Here is a 19,798-nt window from a genome sequence, read left to right on the forward strand (position 1 = left end):
GTGAACGACGCCTCCTTCCGTACCCGCCTACGCGAGTCCCCGGGAGTCGGCAAGCTCACCACCGTTCGGTTCGCCGGTCAGTTCGGCGACGGATTGTTCCAAGCGGCACTGAGCGGCGCGATTCTGTTCAACCCCGAACGCGCGACGAATCCGGCCGAGATCGCGGCCGGATTCGCGGTGCTGCTCGTGCCGTATTCGCTGGTCGGGCCGTTCGCTGGAGCCCTGCTCGATCGCTGGGACCGACGGTCGGTTCTGTTGTGGGCCAACATCGTTCGGATCGTTCTGATCGTGGCCACTGCCGTCCTGCTGTGCGCCGGGGTCGACGCGACGCCGTTGCTGCTGTTGGCGCTGGCCACCGTCGGGCTGAGCAGATTCGTCCTGGCCGGGGCCTCGGCCTCACTGCCCCACGTGGTTCGGCAGTCGTGGTTGGTCCCGATGAACTCGGTATTGGCCACCGTCGGGTCCGGCTTCGCGGCCGCCGGTGCCGGTCTCGCCGTCGCCGTGATCAGCGTCGTCGGGGCCGGCGATCTCGGCTCGGGTATTGCAGTGGGCGTCGCCGCCACCGGGTCGATCGTCGGAGCGATCGCGGCGGCCCGCTTCCGACCGCGGTCACTCGGACCGGGCACCGAGATCCGAACCGAGAATCCCCTCGAAGATGTTGCTGCGGGGCTGAAGTCGGGTGCTCTCGCCGTCTGGCGTGCACCCGGTGTGACGGCCGCGATGATCGGTATCGGCGCACATCGCGTGGTGTTCGGTATCAACACGTTGATCATGGTGCTGGTGCTGCGCGAGGCCACTGCGAGCACTTTGCCCGGAGGGCTCGCGGGCTTCGGGATAGCCGTCGGTGCCACGGCCGTCGGCATGTTCCTCGCCGCCGTCATCACCCCGTTCGTCGTTCCGCGGTTCGGGCGGACCCCCACGATCGCCACCGCCCTCGTCCTCGCCATCGCGGCGCAGCTCGGAGCCGTCTCCGGCCTGACCCAGAACAGCCTGCTGATCGGCGCCTTCTTTCTCGGGATCGCCGGTCAGACCGTCAAACTCAGCGGTGACGCCGCGATGCAGATCGAGATCGACGATGCCCATCGCGGACGCGTGTTTGCGCTACAGGACACGGTCTTCAACATCGCGTTCGTCGGCGCTCTGGCCGCTGCCGCCTTCGCCGTCGGGCCCACCACCACCGATCTGAGCCAGGATCCCACCGCGCACGCCCTGGTGTTCGCCGGAGCGGGTCTCTATGCCCTCGGTTTGGTTGCAGTGGCCCTCGTCAGCAGGCGCACACGCCGCTGACGTGGTGTACCTTTCCGTATCGGACCGGGAGGTTTCGTCGGAGGAATGGGGAACCGTATGTACGGCCGTACAACATCGCTCGGCTGCATCGTCGCGGTCGCCGCGGGAACAGCCGTCCTTGCTGCGCCCCCGGCATTCGCCGCACCCCCACCCCCGGTGAACTCCTGCGGCGAAACAGGATTCGACCCCAAGGACTACCCACCCGAACCCATCGGCCCGGGTAACCCGCCGCAGCTCCCCCCGCTACCGGACCGCCTGGTGATACCGGTGCCGTATCCGTCCCTCGAACTCGTTCCGGTACCCGACCCGCCGCCGAACACCACCCGCGTCCAGCCAGATCCGCTCAGCGACCCATGCGCGGACCCCTGCCCGGACCTGACCGACCCCACCGAATCACCCACGTCCGGAACAGGGTCTGCAGGCCGCCTGCCCTTCCCTCGAATCGAAATCGACCCACAGCCCGAAACCATCCCCATCCCGATCCCCGGCCCCGGTGGCACTCCGGCAACACCGCCGCCTGCCCCGGCCGTCACCGCAGCAGAGCCCGGGCCGAGTACAACACCGCCGGCCGCGCCCGCCGTCGGAGCAGTCGATGTGGTCTCGCAGCTGACCGGACCGGGATCGGAGAACCGCACCGACAAGCGCTGGCAGGTCGACGGCACCGACCTCGGCATCATGTGGGAGAGCAAACCGGGCGAGGTCGCCGTCGCATTCGGCGATTCCTTCGGCAAGGGGTGGCAGTTCGGCGTCGTCGGCGGAGACGATTGGCGCTCGAACGTACTGGGACACAGCACCGACGCCGACCTGTCCGACGGTATGACCCTGGACTCGATGGTGCAGGATTCCCGTTGTCACGCAGCCGAATTGCTGCCGTCGCGCAAGATCAAGAATTGGGAGACCACGGTCATTCCCACCTCCGGGTTCGCCGTCGACGATCGGCAGTACATGTCGTACATGTCCATCAGGCGCTGGAGTTCGATCCCCGGGCTGTGGTGGACCAACTACGGCGGCATCGCCTATTCCGACGACAACGGTTCCACCTGGGTCAAGGACGATCATGCCAAGTGGGACAACGTGTTCGGCTTCTCCAAGTTCCAGGTGTCGACGATGGTCCCGGCGGGGGAGTACGTCTACATGTTCGGTACCGTCAACGGACGCGTCGGACAGGTCGGTCTCGCTCGGGTCCCGAAAGCGGACGTACTGAACAAGACCGCCTACCAGTACTGGGTGAAGGGCACTTGGGCTCCGGTCGACTCGAACGAGGCCACCCCCATCGCCGACGGTATGGCCGGGGAACTGTCTGTCCATCACGACGAGTCCCGAGACCTGTGGCAGATGACCTACCTCGATCCGATACGCGGCGATATCGTTCTGCGAGAAGCGAATTCACCGCAGGGGGAGTGGACCCCGCCCAGCACGCTGATCGACACCGCCGAGTACCCGAAGGCGTACGGCGGATTCATCCACCCCTGGTCGACGGCGAACGAGCTGTACTTCACCATCTCGGAGTGGGACAGCTACAACGTCTATCTCGTCAAGGCCGAGCTTCGCTCGTCGTGAATGGAAATTCGTAGTGGACTACGAAGTTTCGTGCACGTGCGCGGGACGCGCCTACTGCGTCGGCCACCACTCGAGCAGCGCGGCTTCGGCGTCCTCGCGGGAGAGGGGACCGCGATCGAGTCGAAGTTCCTTCAAGAACTTCCATGCCTTGCCCACGTCGGGGCCGGCCGGGATGCCGAGCAATTCCATGATCGCGTTGCCGTCCAGATCCGGGCGTACTCGCGCCAGATCCTCCTGCTCGGCGATTCGGGCGATGCGCTCTTCTAGATCGTCGTACGTCGCCTGCAGCGCGGCCGCTCGGCGTTTGTTCCTGGTGGTCGAATCTGCCCGAACGAGCTTGTGCAACTTGGGGAGCAGCTCGCCCGCATCGGTGGCGTAGCGGCGGACGGCGGAGTCGGTCCACTGACCCTTCCCGTAGCCGTGGAATCGCAGATGCAGGAACACCAGATGCGAGACTTCCTCGATCATCTTCTTGGAATACTTCAACGCGCGCATACGCTTTCGCACCAACTTGGCACCGACGACCTCGTGGTGATGGAAACTCACTCCACCGCCCGGCTCGTTGCGCTTGGTATCGGGCTTGCCGATGTCGTGTAGCAGTGCAGCCCAACGCAATACGAGGTCCGGGTCGCCGTCCTCGAGATCGATCGCCTGCTTCAGCACCGTCAGCGAGTGCGTGTAGACGTCCTTGTGTTGGTGATGCTCGTCGATCTCGAGCTTCATGTTGGGAACCTCGGGAATGATCCGCTGCGCCAACCCCGTCTCGCACATCACGTCGATGCCGTCTATCGGGTGCGCCCCGAGCATCAGCTTGTCCAGCTCCACCTGGATGCGCTCGGCCGTGATCCGGTCGATCTGATCCGCCATGTCCTCGATGGCCCGATGCACCCGAGGCATCAGCGAGAATCCGAGCTGGGAGACGAACCTCGCGGCGCGCAGCATGCGGAGGGGATCGTCGCCGAAGGAGACCTCCGGTGCCGACGGCGTGTCGAGTACGCCCTCGAGCAAAGCGTCCATCCCGCCGAGCGGATCGACGAACTCCTGGGAGCCGTCGGCCCCGAGACGCACGGCCATGGCATTGACCGTGAAATCGCGACGAACGAGATCCTCGTCGAGGCTGTTGCCGTACTGCACTTCGGGATTACGCGACACCTGATCGTAGGAATCGGTGCGGTAGGTGGTGATCTCGATCTGCTGGTCGTCCTTGGCCGCACTGATGGTGCCGAACGCGATGCCCGTGTCCCATTGATGATCCGCCCAGCCCGACAGCATCGCCTGAACGGCCTCGGGCGTGGCGTCGGTGGTGAAATCCAGATCGGTACCGAGACGGCCGAGAACCGCGTCGCGAACCGTTCCCCCGACGAGATACAGCTCGTGCCCGGCGGCAGCGAACAGAGCGCCGAGCGGAGTCAACACCGGTGCGAGCTCGCGCAGCGTCACCGCCGCTCCGGCCAGCAACCTCTCCCGGCGGGCATGGGTCTGCTCGGCGGAAACGGAGGACAGGGACTGATCGGCCACGGTGGAAGAGCCTACTGGCGCAGCGGGGACACGATTGTCTCGGCCACTGACCGCGGTGCGGCACGGTCGAAGAGCGCACATGGGCAACTAGTATGGATCGGGTGTCTGCTGCCGAACGATCGAACAGGAGTCGCCGCAACCCGCGGCGGCGTCAGGCACGCGCCGACACCGAAGCACCCAAACTGCGGACCGTCCGCGAAACCTCGGCAGGCGGCCTGGTGGTCGATGGTCTCGACGGTCCGCCCGCCACTCGCTGCGCCGCCCTGATCGGCCGCACGGATCGCCGGGGACGACTGCTCTGGTCTCTGCCCAAGGGTCACATCGAGCAAGGCGAAACCGCCGAACAGACGGCCATGCGCGAGGTCGCCGAGGAAACCGGCATTCGCGGAACCGTCCTCGCGTCGCTGGGCAGCATCGACTACTGGTTCGTCACCGAGGGCCGACGCGTCCACAAGACCGTCCACCATTACCTGCTCCGATTCCTCGGCGGCGAACTCTCGGACGAGGACCTCGAAGTCACCGAAGTCGCCTGGGTACCGCTGAGCGAACTGCCGTCGCGACTGGCCTACGCGGACGAACGCAAACTCGCCGCCATCGCCACCCGCCTCATCGATGACATGAACGGCGACTCGAGCGCACCGACCCCCGGCGAGAAGTGATCGTGCGGGCTCGGAAGGTCACTGCCGCCGCACTGACCTCGTTCCTCCTTGCGGTGGCACCGGCCGCCGGTGTGGCCGCAGTCGTCCCCACACAGCTTCCGACCGCCACAGCCCAACCCGATGCCTCCGCGGGCGACACGAACGAGACCACGAGCGCCGTCCCGGACACTCCGAGGACACAGGCCGGCGATCCCTTTCTGACGCTGAGCATCGAGACCGTCGCCCCGTCGACCGTCACCACCAGCAGCGACCCGTTCGTGACCGTCCGGGCCACGGTGAAGAACACCGGGGACCGACGCGTCGACGACGTCAGTGTCCGCATGCAGGCCTCGGCCGCGATCGACACCGCGGCAGGCCTACGAACCTCGCTCACCCTCGACCAGGAACGATTCGACCGCGTCGGCGATTTCGTCACGGTGGCCGAGTCGCTGGAGAAGGACGAGAGCCGCCAATTCGACGTGTCGATGCAGCTGCGCAGCACCACCGAACCGTCACTCGGAATCGACACGCCCGGCGTCTACCCGCTGCTGCTGAACGTCAACGGCACACCCGAATACGGCGGAACCGCACGACTCGACGACGCGCGCTTCCTGCTCCCCGTCGTCGGCTTGCCCCGCAATCCCGGTGAGCTGGATCCCGTCGCTCCCGACTCGGTGCCGTTGCCGCCGAACACCCGAAATCCCGTCGCGATGACCGTGCTGTGGCCACTGGCCGACATCCCGCGCCTCGCTGCCGGAATTCCTGGCTCGATCGACGAGCGCGTGCGACTGATCGACGACGAGCTGGCCGAAGAACTCGCCTCGGGCGGTCGGCTCGACACGCTGCTCGAGGCGGTCGAATTCGCAACGAAACCGGGCCTGGATCCCGGCGGCAACCTGGCGTCGAGCCTGTGTATCGGCATCGATCCCGACCTGCTCGTCACCGTCTCGAACATGACCCGCGGCTACCTCGTCGTCGATGACCCGGCCGATCCCGCCAGCACGGCCCGGGACGGAACCGGCAGCGCAGCCGCGACCGCGTGGCTCGCCCGCCTCGAAACCATCGCGTCGAGCACCTGCGTGACGGCGCTGCCGTTCGCACAGACAGACCTGGGGGCGGTGGCCGACATCGGTGACGCCTCGCTGATCCAGAGTGCAATCTCCACGCCTGCGGATGTCGTCGACGGCATCCTCGGAATCACCTCGACACGGGGTTTCACCTGGAGCACCACCGGGGGCGTGGACGCCGACACCGCCGACGCCCTGCGCTCGGCAGGCACCGGAAGCGTGCTGGTAGCCGACAACAGCCTCAGCCCGCCGACATCGGCACCGATGGCCCAGCTGCTCTCGACCGACGCCGCCGCCGATCCAGACGCGGCGCTGGCCGCCGCCCACTACGACTCGGCCACCGCAGCGGCACTGGCCGGGGTGGGGGACACCCCGTCCACCCCTGCCCTCACTCCCGCCGAGCAGCGCTACGACCTCGGCACGGACTCGCGTACGGCGCGCCTGCAGGACGCACTCGGTGCCGTCAACTACCACGCTCTTGTCGGTACCGATCGGCCCGGGCGCGCTGTCACCGTCGCGCCCCCGCAGTACTGGACCGCAGGGGGAGACGAGCCGTCGGCCATTCTGTCGACGGTGTCCTCGCTGCTGCGTTCCGGATTGGCGACGCCCCGCCCGCTCTCCCAACTGCTGTCCGAACCCACGTCGGGCACCCCGGTGACCAGCGTCGATACGGCCACCGAGCTCGATACCGGCACCATCGACCTGGTGCGTTCGCAGAGCGCTCGGATAGAAACCCTGATGCAGTCGCTGGTCGAAGACCCCCAATCGGCGCTCACCCCGCGCCTGTACACGGCGCCGCTGCGCGAGGACATGCTGCGCGCGCTCTCCACGGCCGGCCGAGCCAGTTCGATGGCCGAGAAGACCGGCACCACGGCATTCACCCGGCTCGCCGCGACCCGAATCGGCATCGACGCCATCTACGGATCGGTGACCGTGTTGGCACCGGGCGGCGTCTACACCCTCGCCTCCGAGCAGAGCCCGTTGCTGCTCGTCGCGCGTAACGATCTGCCGATACCGGTCAACGTGCTGCTCCGGGTCGATGCGCCGCCGGAAATGACGATCAGCGACGTGGGTGTCAACCAGCTCCCGGCCCGCGGATCACGCACCATCACCGTCCCGGCCGAGGTGGACGACACACGTAACCTGTCGGTCGACTTCTCCGTGACCACACTCGACGGCAGCAGGCTCGGCGAAGTGTCCACGGTGTCCGTACGGTCGAACGCGTACGGCCAGGCGCTGGCCATAATTACCGCCTGCGCCGGCGCTCTCCTACTGTTACTTGCAGGTCGACGACTCTGGCATCGATTCAGAGGCCAACCCGACCCGGCCGACGAAGGGTACGAGAGACCATGACAGGAAACGTCCCGTACGACGGGGACCTGCCGAGGTCGCGGATGCCCGCATCGCAGGTGTTCCGACGCACGACGCCACCGCGGTCCGCGCCCTGGGAACGGCGGTCGCGGCCAGAGCTGCGCTCGTACCCGGCACCGCCGCCGCTGGACGGCCAGCCCGCCGCCGACGACGCCGTCACCCAGCTCATCCCGCGGTTCAGGGACGAGGACTACCCCCAAGCGCCGTCGGGAACGGTTCCTCCGACACAAATTCCGCCGGGCGGAACAGAACCCGCACCGCAGCCCGAACCGAGGCCGCAGAAGTCGTTGCTGGCCGCGTCGGGATCCATTGCGGTAGCAACACTGGTCAGCCGCATCACCGGATTCGCCAAGCAGGTCGCCATGACGGCCACCCTCGGCGCGGCTCTGGCCAGCGCGTTCACCGTCTCGACGATCTTGCCGAACATGATCTCCGAGCTGGTCCTCGGTGCGGTGCTGGGAGCCATCGTCGTTCCGGTGCTGGTTCGGGCCGAGCAAGAGGACGCCGACGGCGGGCGGGCATTCGTTCGACGCCTCTTCACCATCGCGGTCGCGCTTCTCGGCACCGTCGCACTCGCCGCGACGGTAGCCGCGCCGTTGCTGGCACGGCTGATGCTCGACGGCGATCCGAAGGTCAACGAGGACCTGACAATCGCGTTCACCTATCTGGTGCTCCCAGCACTGATGTTCTACGGGCTCTCCGGCCTCCTCACGGCGGTGCTCAACACCCGGCAGAACTTCAAGCCCGGAGCCTGGGCTCCCGTGTTCAACAATCTGGTCGTGCTCGGGGTCTTCGCCCTGTACCCCTTCGTTCCGGGCGAGATCACCCTGAGCACGGTCGAGATGAGCAACCCCAAAATCCTCGTTCTCGGCCTCGGCGTGACCGTAGGTGTCATCACCCAGGTCGTTGCTCTGATTCCCGCACTACGCCGCGAACGCATCGACCTGCGCCCGCTCTGGGGATTCGACGAGCGTCTGAAGAAGTTCGGCGCGATGGCCGCGGCGATCGTGCTCTACGTCGTCATCAGCCAGATCGGGCTGGTCGTGGCCACCAGGATCGCGTCGGGCACCGATGATGCGAGCAACGTGATCTATTCGCAGGCCTGGATCGTGCTGCAGTTGCCCTACGGCATCCTCGGCGTGACGGTTCTGACGGCCATCATGCCCAGACTCAGCCGCAACGCCGCCAACGGTGATACTCCATCTGTCGTCGACGATCTCTCGGTCGCCACCCGCCTGACGATGGTCGCACTGGTTCCGATCGTCGTGTTCCTGACGTTCGCGGGGCCGTGGGTCGGCGAGGCGCTGTACGGGTTCGGCCGCTTCGCCGATGTCGCACCCAGGCTCGGCGAGGCGGTGAGCTGGTCGGCGTTCTCCCTCATCCCGTATGCCCTGGTCCTGATCCACCTGCGCGTGTTCTACGCCCGCGAGAAAGCCTGGACGCCCACCTGGATCATCCTCGGCATCACCGTCGTCAAGATCGGCCTGTCGTTACTCGCTCCGATCGTCGCGTCCTCGCCCGAGCAGGTGGTGCTGCTCCTGGGTACCGCCACCGGCCTCGGTTACACCGTCGGAGCGATCATCGGCGGATACCTGCTGCACCAGAGTCTGGGCAATCTGCGGATGGCCAATGTCGGCAAAACCATCTGGCTGGTCCTCATCGCCTCGCTGGCCGGCGGCGCGGCCATGCTCGCGATCGACAGAATCCTCGGGCTCGACGCCCTGACGAACGGCTGGCTCGGCAACTTCGTCCGCGTCGCGGTCGACGCCGTCATCATGCTCGGCATCACGTTCTCGATACTCTGGTACGGCAAGATTCCCGAAGTGCTGGCGGTCACCGTGGCACTGAGCCGCCTCGTTCGTAGATTCCGTGGCGCGCCCGCCGACAAGGACGCAGATCTGGCCGCTGCGGAAACCGGCGTGATTCCCGTTATTCGAACCGAGCCCACATGGGACACTGCGCGGGATCGGCTCCCGTACCCTGGTCCTCGGCACCCGGGGGCACACGCCCACGCGGGTCGACCGTTAGCAGAACGACACGGGGCATATTCGCCTGAAGGAGTGACAGTGACCGACGACGATGTTGCTGGGGGGCCGGCACAGTCTCCAGCAAACGAAGCCGACCGAACGAGCGGCGGAGTCGAAGTCGACACCCAGGACCGCACCGACCCCGTGAAAGCCGAGCCCGTGAAGGCCGAGCCCACGAAGCCGGCCAAGACAGCAGCACCCGCCAAAGCCACCACTCCGGCGTCCTCGGAGGCACCGAACGCTGCTGCTGATTCCGACAAGGGCAACGAGAAGTCGGCGGAGACGACAGACCCGGTCGAAGCCGACACCAAGGCCGACACCGTCGAAAAAACCGACGACAAGCCTGCCCCGAAGCCGGTCGATAAAACGGTCTCCATTTCCAAGGCCGCTCTCGCGTCGCGACCGACCGACAAGACCATCTCGATCTCGAAGGCACAACTGCCGGTCGACAGCCCTGCCGACAAGAAGACAGACCAGGACTCGAAGCCCGAGTCCGTTTCCGACGACACTGCACCGGCTCCGACGACCGCCAAGACCGAGTCCACTGTCGACAAGTCCGAAGCGAGCAGTGCAGATGCGCCCGCCCCCGAGCGGACGCTTCGCGGACCGACGCTCATTCCCGGTGCCTCTGTAGCCGGTGGACGGTACCGACTCCTGGCTCCGCACGGCGGCGCACGTGGACTCAAGTTCTGGCAGGCCCACGACGTCAAGCTGGACCGCGAGGTCGCGCTGACGTTCGTCGATGCAGACCAGCAGTCCACCGCGTCACCCAACGATCGCACCGAGGGTCCACAGGCGATCCTCTCGCGCACACTGCGCCTGGGTCGGATCAATTCGCCCGGGCTCGCCCGCGTGCTCGACGTGGTGCGTGGCAGCTCCGGCGGCATCGTCGTCGCGGAATGGACGCCCGGCCGATCACTGCGCGAAATGGCCGACACCGTGCCTGCACCCACCGGGGCGGCCCGCGCGATCAAGGTTCTGGCGGCGGCGGCCGAGGCAGCACACCGCAGCGGGGGCGCCCTGTCGATCGACCACCCCGATCGCGTGCGTATCAGCTCGAGCGGCAACGCCGTCCTCGCTTTCCCGGCAACTCTGGCCGACGCGGATCCGAGTTCGGACGTCCGCGGCCTCGGTGCAATGCTCTACGCCTTGATCACGGCCAGGTGGCCGCTCTCCGACACCACCGGCGGATCGGTCGTGGCCGATGATGCGGCTCCGGCTCGCAGCGTCGGCGGCATGCGACCGGCAGACCGGGACGACAAGGGCGCACCGCTCGAGCCGAGGCAGGTTCGTCCTGACGTTCCGTTCGAGATTTCCGCGGTCGCAGTGCGGGCGCTGGAGCAGAACAGTGGCATCCGCACGGCTGCCACCGTGCAACACGTCCTCGATCAGGCAGCCGTCGTCAACGACAAGACCGATCTGATGCCGGCTCTGCGACTGGGGCAGCGCGCACCGGGGGCCAGCGGGCATTCGCTCGCCGACCCCGAGGAACTTGCTGCCGAGAAGGCCAAATCGACCAGAACCAACATCGCCATCGCCATACTCGGCGCGTTGACGGTCGTCATTCTTGCGTTCGCCGGCTACTGGCTGTTCACCTCGATTGCCGGTGACAGCACGGATGAGCCCCTCGACAGTCAGGAATTCGGCCTCACCACTCCGGCCGCGGCACCTCCCGCAGGCGATACTGCTGCGCCCCCTGCCGAGACGGGTGGGCCCGTTGCCTTGAACGGTGTCAGTGTCTTCTCGCCGCAGGGTTCGGCCGACAACCCCGGCACGGCGTCCAACGTGATCGACAACGATCCCAGTACGGCGTGGACGACCGACTCGTACTTCCAGCAGTTCCCCGCTCTGAAGAACGGCGTGGGCCTGCTTGTGACGATTCCATCGACAGCGCTGCAGAATGCGTGGATCGAGTCGACGTCCCCGGGAACAGTCGTCGAGATCAGGTCGGCACCGAACGACTCTCCCAGCCTGAGCGACACCACTCTGCTCGGTGAAGCCACCCTGCAGAACGGACGAACCGATATCGCGCTCGACGGTGCCGAGCCCACCGGGAACGTACTCGTCTGGATCACCACACTCGGAGAGCAGGGCGGACGCATCGCCACATCGATCTCCGGGATCGGATTCGACTCCTAGAACCGACGCTCGGTAGGCAATACGGGCTCGTTTCGTACTTCGCAGTCTCGATGGCCTAGGCTCCCCCCAATGCGTTAACACGGGGGGAGCCGTTTTCGTATGACCGAACGTATCGATTCGGCGCTAGGGGAGCGCACGGATGCGGAGCTTCTGGCTGCTCATGCGGCCGGGGAGCCGAACGCATTCGCAACATTGATCTATCGACACCACGAGCATCTGTGGCTGACGGCTCGGCGCACCAGCTACACACCCGAGGACGCCTCCGATGCTTTGCAGGAGGCCCTGCTGTCCGCCCATCGCACGGCCGGATCGTTCCGCGCCGATGCCGCCGTCCGCAGCTGGTTGCACAAGATCGTCGTCAACGCCTGCCTGGACCGCATCCGCCGGAACAAAGTGCGGCCCTCGGTTCCGTTGAGCGAGAACGAAAGTCACGAGCCCGCGTCGCCCAGGGACCGCATCTCCGAGACGGAAACCACCATTCTGGTTCGGCAGGCTCTGATGACCCTGCCGCCCGATCAGCGGGCCGCCGTCGTCGTCGTGGACATGGAGGGCTACTCGGTGGCCGACGCAGCCGTTCTGCTCGGCGTTCCCACCGGTACCGTCAAGAGTCGATGCGCTCGTGGTCGACTCAAACTGTCGACGCAGCTCGAGTACTTGAAAGACGCAGGGAACCGAATCTAGACCTCTCGCGTCTATATCGTGTGAGAGAGAAAGCAGATTCGGCGAAGGGAGGCAGGATCGTGTCATCGAGCACCGATGCGCTACCCGATGCCCCGTTCTCACCCGAGCTGTTGGCCGAACTGCATGCCGATGCCCTGCCCGAGGATGTCAGCAGCCGGCTGTGGCCGCTGGTTCGACGCGACGAGGCGTCGATGCAGATCCTTGCCGGTCTCGACGCGGTGTCGGCTCGACTGAACGAGGTGGGCGAGGATCCGACCGGAACGATGTCGATTCCAGCCGACGTCGTGGAGCGAATCGATCGCACCATCCATTCCGTCGAGCAATCCGGTCCGCAGTTCAGCGATCCGGTTGTCGTTCCGCTCCGCTCCCGTCGGCGTCATGTCGTTCTCGGAATTGCCGCCGCCGCAGCGCTTCTCGCGGCCGGCTCGATCGTGTTCGCAGCGGTGTGGCGGACCCCGGATGCCCCCGAATCTGTTGCCGCAGAACCATCATCGGCACCCGAGGGATCGCTGATCCTCGATTCCGCCGACCTCGACTCCGGTTTCGCATTCAGCATTCTCGGCAAGCGTGATGCGGGTGCCCTGTCGGATCCGGCGGACCTCGAGGCGTGTCTCGCAGCCAACGACGTCGACCCCGCAACGTCTGTTCTCGGATCCACTCAGGTCAGGATCGACGGCCGAGACGGAACCCTACTGGTGCTGGCAGGAGCGCAGCCGGCCCAGTTCATCGCCCTTGCGGTGGGTAACGACTGCGGTGGTACCAACCCTGACGTCCTGACGCGGCGAGATATCGGTTGACACATCTCTCTCCGGGGAACAACTGCCTCTAGGGTGGTGTTGACCAGATGTACGTCGACCGGCGCGTGCAGTGTGCACTCGGCTGTCGGCGCCCAGTAACACGCCGCACAAGATCGGAAGGTCTGCATTGAGTACCCCCAAGGTTCACGATCTCATCATCGTCGGTTCGGGACCGGCCGGTTATACCGCCGGTGTCTACGCGGCCCGCGCAGAGCTGGAGCCGATCCTGTTCGAGGGAACCCAGTTCGGTGGAGCACTCATGACGACCACCGAGGTCGAGAACTTCCCCGGGTTCCGTGAGGGCATCATGGGCCCCGATCTGATGGAGCAGATGCGCGAGCAGGCGAAGCGATTCGGTGCCGACATCCGCACCGAGGACGTCGAGGAGCTCGACCTCACCGGTCCGATCAAGACCGTCTCCGCAGGCGGCGAGACCTACCAGGCTCGCGCAGTCATCCTGGCCATGGGTGCAGCAGCGCGATACCTGTCGATCCCGGGCGAGGAGAAGCTGCTCGGACGCGGTGTCAGCGCCTGCGCCACCTGCGACGGCTTCTTCTTCCGCGACCAGGACATTGCCGTCATCGGTGGCGGCGACTCGGCGATGGAAGAAGCTACCTTCCTCACCCGGTTCGCTCGTAGCGTGACGATCGTGCACCGGCGCAGCGAGTTCCGCGCGTCGCGCATCATGCTCGAGCGCGCCAAGAACAACGACAAGATTCGCTTCCTCACCGACACCAAGGTCCTCGAAGTCCTCGGCGACACCAGCGTGACCGGTATCTCGCTCGAGCACGCCGAGACCGGAGAGAAGACGACTCTCGATGTCACCGGGATGTTCGTCGCCATCGGTCACGATCCCCGCAACGAACTGGTCAAGGGTCAGGTCGACCTCGACGACGCCGGCTACGTCAAGGTCGCGTCTCCCTCGTCTGCCACGTCAGTCGAGGGCGTCTTCGCCGCCGGAGACCTCGTCGATCACGTCTACCAGCAAGCGATCACCGCCGCCGGTACGGGGTGTACCGCCTCGATCGACGCCGAGCGCTGGCTGGCCGAGCAGGGCGACATCACCAGCAACACGCTCGAACATGCCGACCAGCCGGTCGACGCCGTCAACGCCTGACCGGCCCCGGTCACACACACCACTTCCTACATCGAGGAGATAGAAATGTCCGACGACAAGAGCACAGTCACCATCACCGACGCGTCGTTCGCCGACGACGTGTTGACCAGCGAGAAGCCCGTCCTCGTCGATTTCTGGGCCACCTGGTGCGGACCGTGCAAGATGGTCGCTCCGGTTCTGGAAGAGATCGCCGCCGAGCACAAGGACAAGCTGACGATCGCCAAGCTGGACATCGACGCCAACCCGCAGGCCGCCCGCGACTTCAAGGTCATGTCGATTCCGACGCTCATCCTGTTCCAGGGTGGCACGCCGGTCAAGCAGATCGTCGGTGCCAAGGGCAAGGCCGCGCTGCTCAAGGACCTCGAAGGCGTTATCTGATTCACCTCCGAATCGTGTGGATTGCAGCGGAAGGCAGTCTTTCTGCGACAATCATCTGATGTGCCGATGCCCAGCGTCGGCACATCAGCCGCATCGGGATGCGGTGTAGTCGGAACGATCTGGAGGCTTTCGAGGATGCAGGAACTCAGTCACGGCGATTCCGGACCCGCCGTCGCCGAGGTCCGCGGCACCCTGTCGGCTCTCGGCTTTCTCCATGAGGCCGTGGTTCCGCCCGGTCCGATGGACGACGGTCACTGGACCGCTCCTGGCTCTGTCTTCGACGCTGCCCTCGGCGGTGCTGTACGTGCATTCCAGCAGCACCGCGGCCTGTTGGTCGACGGCGTCGTCGGCCCGGCCACGTATCGCGCTCTGAAAGAAGCCTCGTACCACCTCGGTGCGCGAACCCTCATCTACCAGTTGTCCGCTCCGCTGTACGGAGACGACGTCGCTTCCTTGCAGACGCGACTGCAGGACCTCGGTTTCTACAACGAACGCGTCGACGGCTTCTTCGGCCCTCGCACCCACGAGGGTTTGTCTTCGTTCCAGCGTGAAATCGGTCTTTCCCCGGATGGCATCTGTGGACCGGCGACGTTGCGCTCGCTCGACCTCCTCGGCACCCGTGTCACCGGTGGATCACCGCATGCCATGAGCGAGGAAGAGCTCGTCCGAAAGTCTGGACCGCAGCTGACCGGTAAGCGCATCGTCATCGATCCCGATCTCGGCGGTGCTGACACCGGACGCATCGTCGACGGACCATTGGGTCGAGTCTCCGAATCGGAAATTCTGTGGGACCTGGCCAGTCGACTGGAAGGTCGAATGGCTGCGACCGGAATGGACACGTTTCTCTCCCGCGCACGTGGCACCAATCCTTCGGTTGCCGACCGCGCCGAAACGGCCAATGCCTGGGGTGCCGATCTGATGATCTCCCTGCGGTGCGCCTCGAGTACCAGTCCGGTGGCCAACGGCGTCGCCAGTTTCCACTTCGGCAATTCGCACGGGTCCACGTCCATGATCGGGCAGGTGCTCACCAGCTACGTGCAGCGCGAAATCGTCGCTCGCACACCGCTTCTGGACTGCCGTAGCCACGGCCGGACGTGGGATCTGTTGCGCCTGACCAATATGCCGACCATTCAGATCGACGTCGGATACCTCACCAACGAATCCGACGTCGAGGTCCTGAGCGATCCGCGATTCCGCGACATCATCGCCGAGGCAATTCTGATCGCCGTGAAACGTCTGTACCTCCTGGGTCAGGACGATCAGCCGACCGGAACCTTCACGTTCGCCGAATTGCTCGCCGAGGAACTGGCCGCCGCCGATCGCCCCTGATCTACCGGTCGATATTCACCGGGCACCGACGGTCGACTTCTGTTCGATGTCGACGACGGAGATGCTCGCTGCTATGAGCAACTGTTCCAACGCGGATTCGACATCCTGCTTCCATCCGTGATCCCGGTCCAGCTCGAGTCGTAGCCTGGGGAATCGGTGATGGGGTGCAATCACTTCGAAACCGACCTTCTCGAGAAAATCGGCTTCGATCATGCACGTGGACGCCGAGCACGTCAGATGCGCGGTTGCGTTGGGAACCGCCGGCGCTGCGTCGTCGGCATTGTGTCGAATGCCGAATGCTTCGAGGGCGCGAACACCTCGATTGACGAGATCTCCCACCACCGCCTGAATCAGCGTGGCCGAGTGCAGATCGGCATCATCCGGAGAATCGATCCGTAGTTGCGTCAGCAGAACCGCGTCGTGACTGACGGGCGATGTCGGAAACGTACTCGCCCGCGGAACGGCCCGGGGTGGGCAATACAGTGCGCAGCCGATCGTCTTACCGTCGACGGACAACACCTGCCCACACGATCCCCACTCGAGCATGATGGTCGACAACCACACTTCGTTCTCGAACTCGAGATCGACCGACGAATCCTCCGAGGCAGGATCGAGCACCCAAAAGCTACAGCGCCGCGAATGCGACGGCAGATGCTCGAACGAACCGAGAGTCACTCCGGTCACCATCGCCGACACCGCTTACCTCAGCCTTCGTGCAGTCGTTCAAACGGAAAAATTCTGTCTCGGATGCGATTCGTTCCTCGACAAGAGTAGGCGATCCGGTCGTCGACCCTCTCGCGCGGACCGTCTCCTCGAAACATGTTGCATAACAATAGTTTTGGGCACCGGTCGCAACTTTCGAGGACCCCGAATTCGGAGCTACGTCACAGTGACGTTTCACCCGGGTATGGCGGGTCCTGAAAAAACGCCACTACTTTTTTTCTGTGCTTCCATCATCTCGACGATCCTTTCGAGGTCGTCCACCGACCCGAACTCGACGACAATCTTGCCTTTTCGCTTGCCCAAACTGACCGTCACCCGCGTATCGAAGGAATCGGAGAGCCTGTCGGCGACGTCCTGAAGCCCCGGCATCTGAATTGGCTTACGTCGAGGCGCCGGTTCCGGGGTCGTTCCATCTTCCCGATTGGCGAGAGTGACGGCTTCCTCGGTCGCGCGGACGGACAGTCCTTCGGCCACGATCCGCGCGGCCAACGACTCCTGTGCATCGGAACCAGCGTCCAACGACAGCAGCGCACGCGCGTGCCCGGCCGACAGAACACCTGCCGCCACTCGACGCTGTACCGGAATCGGCAGCTTCAACAGTCGAATCATGTTGGTCACAACCGGCCGCGAACGGCCGATTTTGGCGGCTAATTCCTCGTGGGTCACGTCGAATTCTTCGAGCAGCTGCTGATACGCGGCCGCCTCTTCGAGCGGATTCAGCTGCACCCGATGAATGTTTTCGAGCAACGCATCGCGCAACATCGCGTCGTCCGCCGTCTCGCGCACGATCGCGGGGATCGTCTCGAGGCCGGCTTCCTGGCTCGCACGCCACCGACGCTCGCCCATGACGAGCTGATATTTTGCGTCACCGGCGGCAGCAGTACCGGAAACCAGTCGAACCACGATGGGCTGCATGAGCCCGAATTCGCGGATCGAGTGCACCAATTCACCCAGAGATTCATCGTCGAAGACGTGTCTCGGCTGCTTCGGATTGGCTTCGATTCGATCCGGTGCGATCTCGCGATACACAGCACCGACGGGGGACAAGTCGTCTCCGTTGAGCACCGGCGGGGTCGGTGTAGGAGCAGTAGCGGTTTCCGTTACGTCGTCGGACGACGGCGTGCGCTTCGGCTTCGTGGACGTGTCCGGCTTGTCCTTCGCATTGCGATCAGCGCCGATAATCACGTCGGCGGCTGCGTTGCCGAGGCGTGGCCCGGCATCCGGGCCGGTCGGAATGAGCGAGGCCAGACCTCGGCCGAGGCCACCTTTACGTGTTTGACTCATCTACTTACTTCTTTCGTGCTTCGTCGATGCCGGCCGACCGCGCCGCCAGTTCTCGTCCGGCGTCCAAGTAGCTCATCGCACCTCGTGAACCGGGGTCGTAATCGAGGACCGTCATGCCGTATCCGGGTGCCTCCGATACCTTCACGCTTCGAGGAATGACCGCCCTCAGAACGGCGTCCCCGAAGTGCTTGCGGACCTCTTCCGCCACCTGGTCCGCCAACTTCGTGCGGCCGTCGTACATCGTCAGGATCACCGTGGAGACGTGAAGTTCTGGATTCAGATGCGACTGCACCAGCTCGATATTGCGCAGGAGTTGTCCCACACCTTCGAGTGCGTAGTACTCACATTGGATCGGAATGAGTACCTCGGTTGCCGCCACGAGCGCGTTGACAGTCAGCAGGCCCAGTGACGGGGGGCAGTCGATCAGAATGAAGTCCGCATCGATACCGGCAAGCTCCTCGACCGAGAGAGCTGTCTTCAACCGGCCTTCGCGGGCAACCATCGACACCAACTCGATCTCTGCTCCAGCAAGATCGATCGTGGCCGGAATGCAGAACAGACGGTCGCTGTGCGGGCTCTTCTGCACTGCATCCTTGGCGCTGACTTCACCGATGAGCACCTCGTAGCTCGACGGCACACCGGAGTGGTGTTCGACGCCGAGAGCGGTGCTGGCGTTGCCCTGGGGGTCGAGATCGACCACCAGAACCGTCAGGCCTTGGAGAGCGAGCGCGGCAGCCAGATTCACGGCGGTCGTGGTCTTGCCCACCCCGCCCTTCTGATTGGCGATCGTGAGCATGCGACGCTTCGCCGGCTTCGGGAGCGACACCGATCCTGGGTGCAGAACCTGACTCGCTCGATGTGCTGCGGCACCGATAGGAGTGTCGTCGGGCGAGATCGCGTTGGTGTACTCGAAGTCGGAGGTCTTCTTCACCGCCGACGACTCGGACGCGTTCTTCTTGGATGCTGTTTCACGTGAAACAGCGGAATCGGACCCACCCGACATATGTGCTCCTTAGTGCGGAACTGACTGTGTTCAAAACGATCGATAGGGACGAGCGCGGGACTGACGAGCCCGCAACCGAAGCTCAGTGACGGCCCGGTCTCCGAGGCTGACGGACCGCTCTGACGACGATGGTGGGAGTAGTCAGTAGGCCCACTCCGCACTCAACCACCTCCAGCTTGCAAGCACCCAGCCGAGTGAGGGAAGCGCGGTCTCGTTCGATCTCTTCCGCGGCGCTCGACCCCTTCAGGGCAAGCATGCGACCGTGATCGTGAACCAGAGGAAGTGACCACTTGGCGAGCTTCTCCAGCGGTGCCACTGCCCGCGACGTCACCACATCGGCACCGCCCGCCTCCTTCTTGACGCCGGGCTGCTCGGCTCGCCCGCGTACAACCAGGACGTTCAAATCGTGTTCTTCGATGAACTCGGCCAGGTATACCGTGCGGCGTAGAAGCGGCTCCACGAGAGTGACACGGAGGTCCGGCCGCGCGATCGCGAGCGGGATTCCGGGGAGCCCAGCGCCGCTGCCGATATCGACGACGGTCTCGCCCTCGTCTATGAGTTCGCCGATCGCCGCACAATTCAGGATGTGGCGCTCCCACAGCCGTGGGACCTCGCGAGGTCCGATGAGCCCCCGTTCGACGCCGGCCGTCGCCAACGAGTCGTGATACTGCCGGGCCAATTCGATTCGGTCACCGAACACCTGCTCCGCGATTGCCATCAACTGGGTGCCATCCGAGCGCTCTTGTTCCACGTGAAACATCTTCCCGTGCCCGGGCGCGGAACGCCAAACGACATTGCTGTAAGTACCAATAGCAACACATCAATTCTTCACACCGCTCTCGTTCAGCTTCATCGGGCATTCTTCGAGCCAAGCGATTC

General features: G+C 64.9%; 15 protein-coding genes. 10 read left to right on the top strand and 5 right to left on the bottom strand.

What is annotated here, in order from left to right:
- Both AC5WEY_RS04230 and AC5WEY_RS04235 read left to right on the top strand, forming a co-directional pair.
- Nucleotides 1-1,287 (top strand): MFS transporter, encoded by a 1,287-nt coding sequence (locus AC5WEY_RS04230; RefSeq protein ID WP_495644813.1) that lies wholly within the window; start codon nucleotides 1-3, stop codon nucleotides 1,285-1,287.
- A 57-nt stretch (nucleotides 1,288-1,344) separates the two neighbouring features.
- On the top strand, nucleotides 1,345-2,847 hold the full coding sequence (locus AC5WEY_RS04235; protein WP_495644814.1) for a glycoside hydrolase family 183 protein: 1,503 nt from the start codon (nucleotides 1,345-1,347) through the stop codon (nucleotides 2,845-2,847).
- A 51-nt stretch (nucleotides 2,848-2,898) separates the two neighbouring features.
- Here AC5WEY_RS04235 and AC5WEY_RS04240 read toward each other — a convergent pair whose 3' ends face one another.
- Nucleotides 2,899-4,365 carry a CCA tRNA nucleotidyltransferase gene (locus AC5WEY_RS04240; RefSeq protein ID WP_495644815.1) on the bottom strand — a complete coding sequence of 489 codons (1,467 nt, stop codon included), beginning with the start codon at nucleotides 4,363-4,365 and terminating at the stop codon, nucleotides 2,899-2,901.
- A 101-nt stretch (nucleotides 4,366-4,466) separates the two neighbouring features.
- On the opposite strand from AC5WEY_RS04240, the gene AC5WEY_RS04245 reads away from it, so the two are divergent.
- The 8 genes from AC5WEY_RS04245 (at nucleotide 4,467) to AC5WEY_RS04280 (ending at nucleotide 15,909) form a co-directional block, all read left to right on the top strand.
- Complete coding sequence (locus AC5WEY_RS04245; RefSeq protein WP_495644816.1) at nucleotides 4,467-5,024, top strand: NUDIX hydrolase; 558 nt, start codon at nucleotides 4,467-4,469, stop codon at nucleotides 5,022-5,024.
- On the top strand, nucleotides 5,021-7,423 hold the full coding sequence (locus AC5WEY_RS04250; protein ID WP_495644817.1) for a glycoprotein: 2,403 nt from the start codon (nucleotides 5,021-5,023) through the stop codon (nucleotides 7,421-7,423). Before AC5WEY_RS04245 ends, AC5WEY_RS04250 begins: the two co-directional genes overlap by 4 nt.
- Nucleotides 7,420-11,607, top strand: coding sequence for a lipid II flippase MurJ (locus AC5WEY_RS04255; protein WP_495644818.1), 4,188 nt, complete (start codon nucleotides 7,420-7,422; stop codon nucleotides 11,605-11,607). Before AC5WEY_RS04250 ends, AC5WEY_RS04255 begins: the two co-directional genes overlap by 4 nt.
- Before the next feature lie 99 nt (nucleotides 11,608-11,706).
- Entirely contained in the window at nucleotides 11,707-12,288 is a 582-nt protein-coding gene (gene sigM, locus AC5WEY_RS04260) for an RNA polymerase sigma factor SigM (protein WP_057478361.1), read from the top strand.
- Between the two features lie 59 nt (nucleotides 12,289-12,347).
- Nucleotides 12,348-13,085 (top strand): RsmA family anti-sigma factor, encoded by a 738-nt coding sequence (locus AC5WEY_RS04265; RefSeq protein ID WP_495644819.1) that lies wholly within the window; start codon nucleotides 12,348-12,350, stop codon nucleotides 13,083-13,085.
- 127 nt (nucleotides 13,086-13,212) lie between these two features.
- Entirely contained in the window at nucleotides 13,213-14,202 is a 990-nt protein-coding gene (gene trxB / locus AC5WEY_RS04270; protein ID WP_495644820.1) for a thioredoxin-disulfide reductase, read from the top strand.
- 45 nt (nucleotides 14,203-14,247) lie between these two features.
- Complete coding sequence (gene trxA, locus AC5WEY_RS04275) at nucleotides 14,248-14,580, top strand: thioredoxin (RefSeq protein WP_495644821.1); 333 nt, start codon at nucleotides 14,248-14,250, stop codon at nucleotides 14,578-14,580.
- Between the two features lie 135 nt (nucleotides 14,581-14,715).
- Nucleotides 14,716-15,909 (top strand): N-acetylmuramoyl-L-alanine amidase, encoded by a 1,194-nt coding sequence (locus AC5WEY_RS04280; RefSeq protein ID WP_057478363.1) that lies wholly within the window; start codon nucleotides 14,716-14,718, stop codon nucleotides 15,907-15,909.
- Between the two features lie 15 nt (nucleotides 15,910-15,924).
- On the opposite strand, the gene AC5WEY_RS04285 is transcribed toward AC5WEY_RS04280, so the two are convergent.
- From AC5WEY_RS04285 to rsmG, 4 genes are all read right to left on the bottom strand, one after another.
- Entirely contained in the window at nucleotides 15,925-16,605 is a 681-nt protein-coding gene (locus AC5WEY_RS04285) for a hypothetical protein (RefSeq protein ID WP_057478364.1), read from the bottom strand.
- A gap of 201 nt (nucleotides 16,606-16,806) precedes the next feature.
- On the bottom strand, nucleotides 16,807-17,916 hold the full coding sequence (locus tag AC5WEY_RS04290; protein WP_495644822.1) for a ParB/RepB/Spo0J family partition protein: 1,110 nt from the start codon (nucleotides 17,914-17,916) through the stop codon (nucleotides 16,807-16,809).
- Nucleotides 17,917-17,920: 4 nt separating this feature from the next.
- Nucleotides 17,921-18,919: a ParA family protein gene (locus tag AC5WEY_RS04295; protein WP_057478366.1), complete on the bottom strand. Its 999-nt coding sequence runs from the start codon at nucleotides 18,917-18,919 to the stop codon at nucleotides 17,921-17,923.
- Between the two features lie 82 nt (nucleotides 18,920-19,001).
- Nucleotides 19,002-19,679 carry a 16S rRNA (guanine(527)-N(7))-methyltransferase RsmG gene (gene rsmG / locus AC5WEY_RS04300; RefSeq protein WP_495644823.1) on the bottom strand — a complete coding sequence of 226 codons (678 nt, stop codon included), beginning with the start codon at nucleotides 19,677-19,679 and terminating at the stop codon, nucleotides 19,002-19,004.
- Nucleotides 19,680-19,798: the final 119 nt, after the last annotated feature.

The sequence above is a fragment of the Rhodococcoides sp. S146-33 genome (assembly GCF_059489205.1).